Source organism: Arenimonas sp., assembly GCF_036275555.1.
GTDB lineage: Bacteria > Pseudomonadota > Gammaproteobacteria > Xanthomonadales > Xanthomonadaceae > Arenimonas.
This window is the reverse complement of record NZ_DASUDO010000007.1, coordinates 22283-34204: the sequence shown is the minus strand read 5'-3', so window position 1 is coordinate 34204 and position 11922 is coordinate 22283. Positions and strand designations below refer to the sequence as shown.

The 11922-nt window shown below is 69.0% G+C and carries 11 protein-coding genes; 7 read left to right on the top strand and 4 right to left on the bottom strand.

Annotated features, from left to right (window positions below; genetic code table 11):
• The 4 genes from VFV21_RS02170 to prpC all read left to right on the top strand — a co-directional run.
• A partial coding sequence (locus tag VFV21_RS02170; protein ID WP_329667863.1) for an aminotransferase class I/II-fold pyridoxal phosphate-dependent enzyme occupies positions 1–572 on the top strand: 572 nt, incomplete at its 5' end.
• Between the two features lie 9 nt (positions 573–581).
• Entirely contained in the window at positions 582–1565 is a 984-nt protein-coding gene (locus tag VFV21_RS02165; protein ID WP_034213225.1) for a malate dehydrogenase, read from the top strand.
• 50 nt (positions 1566–1615) lie between these two features.
• Positions 1616–2509 carry a methylisocitrate lyase gene (prpB, locus tag VFV21_RS02160; protein WP_034213223.1) on the top strand — a complete coding sequence of 298 codons (894 nt, stop codon included), beginning with the start codon at positions 1616–1618 and terminating at the stop codon, positions 2507–2509.
• Positions 2510–2512: 3 nt separating this feature from the next.
• Positions 2513–3658: a bifunctional 2-methylcitrate synthase/citrate synthase gene (prpC, locus tag VFV21_RS02155; RefSeq protein ID WP_034213220.1), complete on the top strand. Its 1146-nt coding sequence runs from the start codon at positions 2513–2515 to the stop codon at positions 3656–3658.
• Positions 3659–3773: 115 nt separating this feature from the next.
• On the opposite strand, the gene VFV21_RS02150 is transcribed toward prpC, so the two are convergent.
• A complete protein-coding gene (locus tag VFV21_RS02150) occupies positions 3774–4295 on the bottom strand; it encodes a cell wall hydrolase (RefSeq protein WP_084590744.1) in 522 nt (173 codons plus the stop codon).
• Positions 4296–4642: 347 nt separating this feature from the next.
• Complete coding sequence (locus VFV21_RS02145; protein WP_329667862.1) at positions 4643–6670, bottom strand: NADPH-dependent 2,4-dienoyl-CoA reductase; 2028 nt, start codon at positions 6668–6670, stop codon at positions 4643–4645.
• Positions 6671–6851: 181 nt separating this feature from the next.
• On the opposite strand from VFV21_RS02145, the gene VFV21_RS02140 reads away from it, so the two are divergent.
• The 3 genes from VFV21_RS02140 to VFV21_RS02130 all read left to right on the top strand — a co-directional run bounded on the left by VFV21_RS02140 (position 6852) and on the right by VFV21_RS02130 (position 10143).
• Positions 6852–8300 (top strand): bifunctional 2-methylcitrate dehydratase/aconitate hydratase, encoded by a 1449-nt coding sequence (locus VFV21_RS02140; protein ID WP_034213215.1) that lies wholly within the window; start codon positions 6852–6854, stop codon positions 8298–8300.
• A 136-nt stretch (positions 8301–8436) separates the two neighbouring features.
• A complete protein-coding gene (locus tag VFV21_RS02135; RefSeq protein ID WP_329667861.1) occupies positions 8437–9513 on the top strand; it encodes an OmpA family protein in 1077 nt (358 codons plus the stop codon).
• Between the two features lie 162 nt (positions 9514–9675).
• Positions 9676–10143 (top strand): hypothetical protein, encoded by a 468-nt coding sequence (locus VFV21_RS02130; protein ID WP_052575201.1) that lies wholly within the window; start codon positions 9676–9678, stop codon positions 10141–10143.
• Here the strand turns inward: VFV21_RS02130 and VFV21_RS02125 are convergent.
• The gene (locus tag VFV21_RS02125) at positions 10127–11161 is read right to left on the bottom strand and encodes an SAM-dependent methyltransferase (protein ID WP_052575202.1); all 1035 of its coding nucleotides are present in this window, start codon (positions 11159–11161) and stop codon (positions 10127–10129) included. The two genes, VFV21_RS02130 and VFV21_RS02125, sit on opposite strands and share 17 nt — an antisense overlap.
• A gap of 16 nt (positions 11162–11177) precedes the next feature.
• Positions 11178–11909, bottom strand: a complete 732-nt coding sequence (locus VFV21_RS02120) for a DUF1295 domain-containing protein (RefSeq protein ID WP_329667867.1) — start codon at positions 11907–11909, stop codon at positions 11178–11180.
• Positions 11910–11922: the final 13 nt, after the last annotated feature.

Below are 11922 nucleotides of genomic sequence, written 5' to 3'. Positions count from 1 at the left end.
AGATGCTCTATGACGGCAACGTCCACACCAGCCTGCTCAAGTATCCGGAGATCGCCGACCGCCTGATCGTGCTCGACGGCTGGTCGAAGACGTACGCGATGACCGGCTGGCGCATGGGCTACGCCATCGTCCCCGACTGGCTCGTCAAGGCCTATAGCCAGCTGATCATCAACACCATCAGCGGCGTGACCGCGTTCGCCCAGGCCGGCGGGATCGAAGCGCTGCGCGGCCCGCAGGACGAGGTCGAGGCGATGGTCCGCGAGTTCGACGCCCGGCGGAACCTGATCGTCGACGGTCTCAACGAGATCCCCGGGTGCCGGTGCGCGAAGCCGCAGGGCGCGTTCTACGTGTTCCCCGACATCAGTTGCGCCTTTGGCAAGTCGCATGGCGGCAAGAAGATCGCCAACGACGTCGACTTCTGCAGCGTGCTGCTCGAGGCCAAGGGCGTGGCCTGCGTGCCGGGCTCGGCCTTCGGCGAGCCGCGCGCGATGCGCATCAGCTACACCTGCCCGACCGAGCAGCTGCCCAAGGGCCTGCAGCGGATCCAGGAATTCTTCGCCGAACTTTCGTAAGGAGCTCACATGAAAACCCCCGTTCGCGTTGCCGTCACCGGCGCCGCCGGCCAGATCGGCTACTCCCTGCTGTTCCGCATCGCCTCGGGCGAGATGCTGGGCAAGGACCAGCCGGTGATCCTGCAGATGCTCGAGCTGCCGATGGAGAAGGCCCAGGCCGCGCTCCGCGGCGTCATGATGGAGCTCGAGGACTGCGCCTTCCCGCTGCTGGCCGGCATGGTCGGCACCGATGATCCGATGGTCGCCTTCAAGGATGCCGACATCGCCCTGCTGGTCGGCGCGATGCCGCGCGGCCCGGGCATGGAGCGCAAGGACCTGCTGCTCAAGAACGCCGAGATCTTCACCGTGCAGGGCAAGGCTATCAACGCCGTCGCCTCGCGCGACATCAAGGTGCTGGTGGTCGGCAACCCGGCCAACACCAATGCCTACATCGCCATGAAGTCGGCGCCGGACATCAACCCGCGCAACTTCACCGCCATGCTGCGCCTCGACCACAACCGCGCGCTGTCGCAGCTGGCCATCAAGGCCGGCGTCGACGTCGCCGGCATCGAGAAGCTGGTGGTGTGGGGCAACCACAGCCCGACCATGTATCCCGACTACCGCTTCGCCACCGTGGCCGGCGGCTCGCTCAAGGACAAGATCGGCGACGAGGCCTGGAACCGCGAGACCTTCATCCCGAAGGTCGGCAAGCGCGGCGCCGCGATCATCGAGGCCCGCGGCCTGAGTTCGGCGGCTTCGGCCGCCAACGCCGCCATCGACCACGTCCGCGACTGGGTGCTGGGCACGAACGGCAAGTGGACGACGATGGGCATCCCGTCGGACGGCAGCTACGGCATCCCGAAGGACGTGATGTACGGCTTCCCCGTCACCTGCAAGGACGGCAAGTACGAGATCGTGCAGGGCCTGGCCATCGACGACTACTCGCGCACCATGATGGACAAGACCCTGGCCGAGCTCGAGGAAGAGCGCGCCGGCGTCGCCCACCTGCTCTGATCGAAAGCGAAGGCGACCCGAGGGTCGCCTTCGCGCATGAAGGACCCGAAATGACTGACATGAATTCGGCCGGCGCGCGTTTTCGCGCCGCCGTCAGGGAAGAATCCCCGCTGCAGGTGATGGGCGCGATCACCGCGTACGCCGGCCTGATGGCCAAGCGCACGGGCTACAAAGCACTGTACCTGTCGGGCGGCGGCGTCGCCGCGAACTCGCTGGGCATGCCCGACCTCGGCATCAGCACGATGGAGGACGTCCTCACCGACGCCCGCCGCATCGTCGACGCCACCGGCATGCCGCTACTCGTTGACATCGACACCGGCTGGGGCGGCGCTTTCAACATCGGCCGCACCATCCGCAACTTCCAGCGCATCGGCGTCGCCGCCGTGCACATGGAGGACCAGGTCGGCCAGAAGCGCTGCGGCCATCGTCCGGGCAAGGAAGTGGTGTCGAAGCAGGAGATGGTCGACCGCGTGAAGGCCGCCGTCGATGCCCGCACCGACGCGGGCTTCGTGATCATGGCGCGCACCGACGCCGCCGCGGTCGAGGGCCTGGACGCCGCGATCGAGCGCGCCGTCGCCTACGTCGAGGCCGGCGCCGACATGGTGTTCCCGGAAGCGATGCGTTCGCTCGATGACTACCGCAAGGTCAAGGCCGCGGTGAAGGTGCCGGTGCTGGCCAACCTCACCGAGTTCGGCTCCACGCCGTTCTTCACCACCGACGAACTGCGCGACGCCGGCGTCGACATCGCGCTCTACTGCTGCGGCGCCTACCGCGCCATGAACAAGGCCGCGCTGCACTTCTACGAGACCGTGCGCCGCGAAGGCACCCAGAAGAACATCATCGACACCCTGCAGACCCGCGCCGAGCTCTACGATTTCCTGGGCTACCACGCCTACGAGGACAAGCTCGACCAGCTGTTCGCCAAGGACAAGAAGGAAGACTGAGCCATGACCGAATCCACCCTGCCCAAGCCCAAGAAGTCGGTGGCCCTGAGCGGCACCGCCGCCGGCAACACCGCGCTGTGCACCGTCGGCCGCAGCGGCAACGACCTGCACTACCGCGGCTACGACATCCACGACCTGGCCACGAAGGCCGGCTTCGAGGAAGTCGCCCACCTGCTGGTGCACGGCACGCTGCCCACGGCCAGCCAGCTGGCGGCTTACAAGACCAAGCTCAAGCGCCTGCGCGGCCTGCCGGCGATCGTCACCGACGCGCTCGAGCTGGTGCCGGCCAACGCGCACCCGATGGACGTGCTGCGCACCGGCTGCTCGGTGCTCGGCGTGGTGTTGCCCGAGCGCGACGGCCACCCGGTGAACGAGGCCCGCGACATCGCCGACAAGCTGATGGCCAGCTTCGGCTCGATGCTGCTGTACTGGTGGCACTTCACCCGCAACGGCCGCCGCATCGACGTCGAGACCGACGACGACACCATCGCCAGCCACTTCCTGCACCTGCTGCACGGCGAGCCGCCGAGCGCCTCGCATGCGCGCGCGCTCGACCAGTCGCTGGTGCTGTACGCCGAGCACGAGTTCAACGCGTCCACCTTCACCGCGCGCGTCATCGCCGGCACCGGCTCGGACCTGTTCAGCTGCATCACCGGCGCCATCGGCGCGCTGCGCGGCCCCAAGCACGGCGGCGCCAACGAGGTGGCGATGGAAATCATCGCCCGCTACGGCAGTGCCGACGAGGCGGAGGCCGACATCCGTGCCCGCGTCGAGCGCAAGGAAATCGTCATCGGCTTCGGCCACCCGGTGTACACCATTGGCGACCCGCGCAACCCGATCATCAAGGAAATCAGCCGCAAGCTCTGCAAGGAGGGCGGCAACCCGGTCCTGTTCGACGTCAGCGAGCGCATCGAGACGCTGATGATGGACCTGAAGAAGATGTTCCCGAACCTCGACTGGTACAGCGCCTCGGCCTACCACATGATGGGCGTGCCGACCGCGATGTTCACCCCGCTGTTCGTGATCGCCCGCACCAGCGGCTGGTCGGCGCACGTGATCGAGCAGCGCATCGACGGCAAGATCATCCGCCCGAGCGCCAACTACACCGGTCCCGAGGACCGCGCCTTCGTCGCCATCGACAAGCGCTAAAAAAAACGTGGGAGGGACTTCAGTCCCGATGCTTTCCGGCAAAAGGCATCGGGACTGAAGTCCCTCCCACAGGGATTCGAACAACGGGGTCAGGTTCGGAACCTGGCCCTTTTTTTCAGGGCGCGAGGCGCTGGCTGGCGTGCGGGCCGGCCGGTGCGGCGGCCGTGGGCACCGACATGGTCACGGTCGGCGGCGTCAGCCGCTGCACCCGGAAGAAGGTGTGGTCACCGATGGTGGCCACGCGCGGGGCGGTGGCCCAGGCCGGGTTGGCCAGGTCGAGGGCGGCGAAGTGGCTGGCGCCCGGGACGACCTCGTTGCGCTGGCCGGCCGGCTGGCGCCAGTCGTGCTGGGCCTCGAAGGCGACCTGCACGGCCTTTTCCCAAGCCTCGAGATTCCTCATGCGCAGGCCCGGGTGGACGATGGTCGGCGCGAACTGCTTGCGGGCGGTGACCACCTCGCAGACCGACTCGCCCCAGCGGCCGCTGTCCCGGCGGCGCAGTGCCACCTCGGCGACGGCGCGCTGGCCCAGCTCGGACTGGTTGCGGGCTTCCAGGTAGACCGTCGTCGCCAGGCAAAGCGGGTCGGCGGCGGGCTGGGGCAGTACCTGGGCAAGCCACAGGATGAAGGACAACTTCATGGCGGAACTCCTTGCTCCGTTGCGCCGCAGTCCACCGTCCGCCTTGCGGCGGGTCGCCTGTTGGAGTCTCCAACGGGACGGGGGGAGGGATGCGGCCTGGCGTTTTGGGGATGGACGAGCGGGGCTCGCATTCCGGTCGGGGCGTCGAAGGTTGGGCGCCGTCCGGAAACCCCGCCAAGCCATGCGCTGGGGGGCCGTATCTGGCCGGCGGGTCCTGGGGACGGGAGCCGGTTCCGACGCGCATGGTACGGCCGGAACCCGAACTCCCGCTGAACGGGGTTTCACAACCCGTTGATTTTATTTGGAGTGAAAACTCCAGCCCGCGACCCGGGCGATCGCCAATCGCCTCAGAAACCCGCGGCGAGCCGGCTGCCCTGGTCGATCGCGCGCTTGGCGTCGAGCTCCGCGGCGACGTCGGCGCCACCGATCAGATGGGGCTGGCGACCGGCGGCCACCAGCGGGTCGAACAGCGCCCGCAGCGGCTCCTGGCCGGCACAGACGACCACGTGGTCCACCGGCAGCACCTGCTCCCGGCCGTCCACGCGGATGCGCAGCCCGCTGTCGTCGACGCCCAGGTACTCGACGCCGCCCAGGGCCTGCACACCCTTGGCCTTCAGGGCCGAGCGGTGGATCCAGCCCGTGGTCTTGCCCAGCTTCGCGCCGGGCTTGCCGGGGCTGCGCTGCAGCAGCCAGACCTCGCGGGCCGGGGCCTCGGGGCGCGGCTTGGCCAGGCCACCCGCGCCCTCGAAGTCGGGCGCGACGCCCCACTCGGCCAGCCACCGGCCAGTGTCGAGCGTCGGCGACTCGCCCTCGTGCACCAGGTACTCGGCCACGTCGAAGCCAATGCCGCCGGCGCCGATGATCGCCACCTTGTGGCCCGGCTGCACCTTGCCGCCCAGCACGTCCAGGTAGCTGACGACCTTGGGATGGTCGCTGCCCGGGAAGTCGACCTTGCGCGGCCGGATGCCGGTGGCCAGCACGATCTCGTCGAAGCCGCCGGCCAGCAGCTGTTCCGCATCCACCGCGGCGCCCAGGCGCTGCTCGACGCCGGTCAGCTGCAGGCGCTTGTCGAAGTAGCGCAGGGTCTCGTGGAACTCCTCCTTGCCCGGGATGGTCTTGGCCAGGTTGAACTGGCCGCCGATCCGCGGCGAGGCGTCCATCAGCGTGACCTGGTGCCCGCGCTCGGCCGCGACGGTGGCGCAGGCCAGGCCGGCCGGGCCGGCACCGACCACCGCGATCCGCCGCGGCGTGGCGGCGGGCAGGTAGTTGAGCTCGGTCTCGGCGCAGGCGCGCGGGTTCACCAGGCAGCTGGCTTTCTTCGCCACGAACACGTGGTCCAGGCAGGCCTGGTTGCAGGCGATGCAGGTGTTGATTTCGTCGCGGCGGCCGGTGCGGGCCTTGGCGACCCACTGCGGGTCGGCCAGCAGCGGCCGCGCCATCGAGACCATGTCGGCCTGGCCGCGGGCCAGGATGTCCTCGGCCACCTCGGGCATGTTGATGCGGTTGGTGGCGACCAGCGGCAGCGCGACGTGCGGCTTGAGCTTGGCGGTGACGCCGGCGAAGGCCGCGCGCGGCACCGAGGTGGCGATGGTGGGCACGCGCGCCTCGTGCCAGCCGATGCCGGTGTTGATGATGGTCGCGCCGGCGGCCTCGATCGCCTTGGCCTGCAGCACGATCTCGTCCCAGTCCGAACCGCCCTCGACCAGCTCGAGCATGGACAGCCGGTAGATGAGGATGAAGTCCGGGCCCACCGCCTCGCGGATGCGCCGCACGATCTCGACCGCGAAGCGCATGCGCTTCTCCGGCGTGCCGCCCCAGGCGTCGGTGCGCTTGTTGGTGCGCGCCGACAGGAACTGGTTGATCAGGTAGCCCTCGGAGCCCATCACCTCGACGCCGTCGTAGCCGGCCTCGCGCGCCAGGCGCGCGGTGTTGACGAAGGCCTTGATCTGGCGCTCCACGCCCCAGGCGGTGAGTGCGCGCGGCGTCAGCGGGCTGATCGGCGCCTTCACCTTCGAGGCCGACACCAGCAGCGGGTGCGCGGCGTAGCGGCCGGCGTGCAGGATCTGCATGCAGATCTTGCCGCCCGCGCCGTGCACGGCCTGGGTCACGATGCGGTGCTTGTGGATCTCCCACGGCCAACTGAGCTTGCCCGCGAAGGGCTTGAGCCAGCCGACCAGGTTCGGCGCGATGCCGCCGGTCACCATCAGGCCGACGCCGCCTTCGGCGCGCTCGCGGAAATACGCGGCGAGCTTCGGGAAGTCGCGGGCGTGGTCCTCGAGGCCGGTGTGCATCGAGCCCATCAGCACGCGGTTGGGCAGGGTGCAGAAGCCGAGGTCGAGCGGCTGGAACAGGTGCGGGTAGGGCGAAGCGGTCATGGCGGGCGGGTCGTCCGGAACAGCGCTCCACCTTGCCCGGAATGGCCGCCAGCGACAAGCCGCGGACGCGTCCTGCCGCGGCGCCGGACGCCGTTATCCTGTGGGCCCCGGTCCGGCGAGACGGGGCTGCATCTGGCACCATACGGTGACATCGCCATCGCCACGCACGGACTGCCGCCCCATGAGCCAGCAAGACATCCGTTCCGCACAGCGCCCCGAGCCCGACCAGGCGATGGTGGACATCGCCAACTACGTCACCGACTACTACATCGGTTCCTCGGAGGCCTACACGACGGCGCGCTACATGCTGCTGGACTCGCTGGCCTGCGCGATGCTGGCCATGCGCCACCCCGAATGCGTCAAGCACCTCGGGCCGATCGTGCCCGGGGCCGGCCTGCCGGGCGGTGCCCGCGTCCCCGGCACCTCCTTCGAGCTCGACCCGGTACAGGCCGCCTACAACATCGGCGTCCAGGTCCGCTGGCTGGATTTCAACGACACCTGGCTGGAGGCCGAGTGGGCGCATCCCTCGGACAACCTCGGCGCCATCCTGGCCGTGGCCGACTACCTCAGCCGCAAGGCCGAGCGCGAGCACGGCAAGCCGGTGACGGTGCGCGACGTCCTCACCGCCGCCATCAAGGCCCACGAGATCCAGGGCAGCTACGCCCAGCTCAACAGCTTCAACCGCGTCGGCCTCGACCACGTGCTGCTGGTGCGGCTGGCCTCCACCGCGGTCGCGACCCACCTGCTGGGCGGCGGCAAGGAGGAAATCATCAGCGCCGTCAGCAACAGCTGGGCCGACGGCGGCGCGCTGCGCACTTACCGACATGCCCCGAATGCCGGGCCCCGCAAGGGCTGGGCCGCCGGCGACGCCTGCCGCCGCGCGGTGACCCATGCCCTGAACGCCGTGAAGGGCGTGGTGGGCTACCCGAGCGTGCTGACCGCGAAGACCTGGGGTTTCTACGACGTGCTGTTCGGCGGCAAGCCGTTCGAGTTCGATCGCCCCTTCGGCAGCCACGTGATGGAAAACGTGCTGTTCAAGACCAGCCACCCGGCCGAGTTCCACGGCCAGACCGCGGTGGAGTGCGCGATGCAGCTGCACCCCCGGGTCGCCGGCAAGCTCGACCAGGTCGACCGGATCGTGGTCGAGACGCAGGAAGCCGCGCTGCGCATCATCGACAAGACCGGCCCGCTGGCCAACCCGGCCGACCGCGACCACTGCCTGCAGTACATGGTGGCGGTGCCGCTGCTGTTCGGCCGGCTGGGGGCGGAGGACTATTCGGACGCGGTGGCGGCCGACCCGCGCATCGATGCCCTGCGGGCACGGATGCAGGTCCGGGAGAACCCGGCCTTCACGCGCGACTACGCCGACCCGGAGAAGCGCAGCGTGGGCAATTCGGTCGAGGTGTTCTTCAAGGACGGCACCAGCGCCGGCAAGGTGTCCATCGACCTCCCGATCGGCCATCGGGAGCGGCGCGGGGAGGGCATCCCGGCCCTGCTGCAAAAGTTCGAGTCGGCCGCACGGGGCCAGCTGCCGGGACGGAAGGTCGAGCAGATCCTTGCACTTACCGGCGACACGTCGCGCTTCGAGGCGACCCCGATCCACCGTTTTGTGGATTTGTTCACGTTGTGAAGGGCAAGCTTGCGAGACGGGTGTTTGAATGTTAGATTCCCGTTAACGCAAAAGTGGTCAGCGTTGAGTCGTGCCCACGAGGTGGCGAATTTTGCCCCGTGATGAAGTTACCCCCCGATCTAAATGGAGCCAAGTCATGAAGAAGAACCTACTGTGCTGCGCCCTGCTTGCCGCGGCTGCCATGGCGCAATCCGCTGCTGCCCAGGATTTCGATGATCGCTGGTACGTTTCCGGCGGCGCCGGCCTGAACTTCCAGGACGAGACCCGCGAGACTGCCGACTCGCTGTACTACACCCTCGGCATGGGCAAGTTCATCTCGCCGAACTGGTCGATCGATGGTGAGATCAACTACCAGAACCCGAACTTCAACGGCCGCGAGCTGCTGTTCAGCCAGTACGGCGCCACCCTCGACGCCCGCTACCACTTCATCCAGGAAGGCCGCAGCTGGAACCCGTACCTGCGCTTCGGCGTCGGCGCGCAGAAGGCCGAGGAAGAGTTCGATGCCTTCCCGAGCCCGGCTTCCCCCGGCCAGCGCGAGGACACCTTCCTGACCGCCCAGCTCGGCCTCGGCGTGCAGGGCAACTGGGACCGCTACTCGCTGCGCGGCGAAATCGCGCACCGCTCGGCGTTCGATGACAGCTCGGTCGTCGCCCCGACCTCCGACAAGTTCAGCGACCTGCTGGCCGGCGTGACCCTCCTGGTCAAGCTCGGCAACCTGGCCGCCCCGGTCGAGCCGACCAAGCAGCCGGAAGTCCCGCAGCAGACCTGCGCCGACCTCGACGATGACGGCGACGGCATCAACAACTGCGACGACAAGTGCCCGGGTTCCGCCGCGGGCCAGGCCATCGGTCCGGACGGCTGCCCGGTGCAGCTGACCATCGACCTGAAGGGCGTGAACTTCGACTTCGACAAGGACACCCTGCGTCCGGACGCCGAGGCCATCCTGGCCGAGGCCGTGCAGATCCTCGCCAAGTACCCGCAGCTGAAGGTTGAAGTCGCCGGCCACACCGACTCGGTGGGTTCGGAGCAGTACAACCAGGGTCTGTCGGAGCGTCGCGCCCGCACGGTGTACAACTACCTGACCAGCAACGGCATCGACGCCGGCCGCCTGGTCGGTCCGAACGGTTTCGGCGAGAGCCGTCCGCTCGACACCAACGACACCGCCGAAGGCCGTGCGCGCAACCGCCGCACCGAGCTGAACGTGCAGAACTGATCCGTCAGTCTCCACGGCAAGACACGAAGCCCGGCCTAGCGCCGGGCTTCGTTTTTATCCGGGGGCTGAATGCGTTTTGTGAACTACCGCACGTTTTCGCGGATTGCGTGAGACCGTCGTCACACCTAAGCTTCCGCAACCCCCCGCTCCCTCCGGTGTCCGATGATCCGCAGCGCCCTCCTGCTTTCCCTGTTCCTGCCGGCCATCGCCGCCGCTGCCACCGCGCCCTGCGGGACCCCGAGCGCTCCGCCCGTGCCGGCCACCGTGCCCGCGCCGGAGATGTACCGTGCGCCGCCGGCGCTGTCCGCCTGCGTCAACGTCAATGATTTCGTCGCGCGCGCCCGCAAGCCGGCCCCGCAGCAGGTGGCGGCCCGCGAACCGGCCAAGCCGGCGGCCGCGCCGGCCAGCGCGCCGGCTTACCAGCCCAAGACCGCCCACGACAATTCGCCCTGGCGCTTCGACATGAGCCAGAACGGCCGCCGCATGACGGCCGACGAGTTCGATGCGTGGATGAAGGCCAAGGGCATCCGCGTCGCCACCGGCAAGCCGGGTGCGGCGACCGCCACGGCCGCCGCGGCGCCCGCGCCGGTGGCCGCGGGTTGCAAGGTGACCGCTACGCAGAAGTGCTGAAGCGGTAGTGGGCCACGCCCCACTCGTTGCCGCCTGAGTAGCCGAACAGTTCGGCGCAGGCCATCCAGAACATGCGCCAGCGCTGGTGCCAGCGCGCCGCTTCGGCGGCGCCGTAGGCTTCCGTCAGCACCGCCATCACCTCGTCGCGGTTGCGGTCCTGGTTCTCCAGCCACTGGTTGGCGGTGCGCTCGTAGTGGCGGCCCGACAGCAGCCAGCGCTGCTCGATCGACAGGTCGTCCTGGAAGTGCAGCAGGGTATCGGCCGAGGGCATCAGGCCGCCGGTGAAGAAGTACCGGCCCATCCAGTTGTCCTCGCCCTCGGTCTCGAACGGGTACATCAGGCTGCGGTGGCAGAAGATGTGCACGAACAGCTTGCCGCCCGGCACCAGCCAGCGCGATACGCGGCCCAGCAGGTGCTGGTAGTTGCGCATGTGCTCGAACATCTCGATCGACACCGCGCGGTCGAACTGGTGCTCCGGCAGCTGCAGCTGGTTGACGTCGCAGGTGATGATCTCGACGTTGCCCAGCCCGCGGCGCGCGGCCTGGGCCAGGATGTGCTCGCGCTGGGTGCGCGAGTTGGAGACGCCGGTGATGCGCGCGTTCGGGTAGCGCTGCGCCATCCACAGCGTCAGCGAGCCCCAGCCGCAGCCGAGCTCGAGGATGCGCTGGCCATCGGCCAGCTCGGCGCGCTCGCCGTACAGGGCCAGCATGGCCTCTTCCGCGGTATCCAGGTCCTCGTCGCCGTTGGCGTAGAAGCAGCTCGAGTACTTCAGCCGTTTGCCCAGGCAAAGCTCGAAGAAGCGCGTCGGCACTTCGTAGTGCTGCTCGTTGGCGGCGGCGGTTTCGATCGCGATCGGGCTGCGGCGCAGCTCGTCGAGCAGGCGGCGGAAACGCTGGTCGGCGGCCTCCAGGTCATGCGCGCCCTCGTCGCGCAGGCGCTGTGCGCTGAGCCGGCGGATGCCGAGGCGGGTGAGGGCATCGGGCAGCAGGCCGCGCTCGCACAGGTCGATCAGGGACATTCAGGGCTCCGGTGTTTCAGGGGTTGCGGCGCGGGGGCCAGGGGAAGAAGGCGCTGACCTCGCGCTGGTAGGCCGCGTAGTCCTCGCCGCGCGAGCGCAGCGACTGCGCCTCGGTCCACGGGATGCCGCTGACGCGGTAGAGGAAGGCGAACATCACCACGGGCCCGGCCAGCGAGAACCAGAACAGCGGGCTGCCGACGGCCAGCAGCACGTAGCTGAACCAGTGCAGCCACTCGAAGAAGTAATTCGGATGCCGCGACCAGGCCCACAGCCCGTCGCGGCAGGTCTTGCCGCGGTTCGCGGGTTCGGCGCGGAAACGCGCGAGCTGGCGGTCGGCCAGCGACTCGCCCGCCATCGACACCAGCCAGACCGCGATCGCCAGCAGCAGCCACGCGTTGAAGTGGTAGCCCGGGTTCGCGGCCGCCGCCAGGAAGGGCAGCGAGAACAGCGCCACCACCACGGCCTGCAGCTGGAAGAAGGCGAAGAAGCGCGCCGGGCTGCCGTTCCACGCCTCGCGCAGCGCGCGGTAGCGGCCGTCCTCTTCCTCGTTGAGCACGCGGTGCAGCAGGTGCAGGCACAGCCGCGCGCCCCAGACGCTGCCGAACATCGCCACCAGGCTGCGGACCAGCGGCGCGCCCTCGCCGACGATGCCGGCGAACAGCGCGGCCACCGCCATCAGCCCGGCCCAGCCGACGTCCACGTAGCCGACGTTCTTCACCCGCATCGAGAACGCCCACAGCGCCGACATGGCCAGCGCGGAG

Bases quoted from the DNA above. Each gene is read 5' to 3' on its own strand.
- VFV21_RS02140 (WP_034213215.1), top strand. From the start codon at position 6,852: ATGAGCCAGCAAGACATCCGTTCCGCACAGCGCCCCGAGCCCGACCAG.
- VFV21_RS02125 (WP_052575202.1), bottom strand. From the start codon at position 11,161: ATGTCCCTGATCGACCTGTGCGAGCGCGGCCTGCTGCCCGATGCCCTC.
- prpC (WP_034213220.1), top strand. From the start codon at position 2,513: ATGACCGAATCCACCCTGCCCAAGCCCAAGAAGTCGGTGGCCCTGAGC.
- VFV21_RS02130 (WP_052575201.1), top strand. From the start codon at position 9,676: ATGATCCGCAGCGCCCTCCTGCTTTCCCTGTTCCTGCCGGCCATCGCC.
- VFV21_RS02135 (WP_329667861.1), top strand. From the start codon at position 8,437: ATGAAGAAGAACCTACTGTGCTGCGCCCTGCTTGCCGCGGCTGCCATG.
- VFV21_RS02150 (WP_084590744.1), bottom strand. From the start codon at position 4,295: ATGAAGTTGTCCTTCATCCTGTGGCTTGCCCAGGTACTGCCCCAGCCC.
- VFV21_RS02145 (WP_329667862.1), bottom strand. From the start codon at position 6,670: ATGACCGCTTCGCCCTACCCGCACCTGTTCCAGCCGCTCGACCTCGGC.
- VFV21_RS02165 (WP_034213225.1), top strand. From the start codon at position 582: ATGAAAACCCCCGTTCGCGTTGCCGTCACCGGCGCCGCCGGCCAGATC.
- VFV21_RS02120 (WP_329667867.1), bottom strand. From the start codon at position 11,909: ATGTCGGCGCTGTGGGCGTTCTCGATGCGGGTGAAGAACGTCGGCTAC.
- prpB (WP_034213223.1), top strand. From the start codon at position 1,616: ATGACTGACATGAATTCGGCCGGCGCGCGTTTTCGCGCCGCCGTCAGG.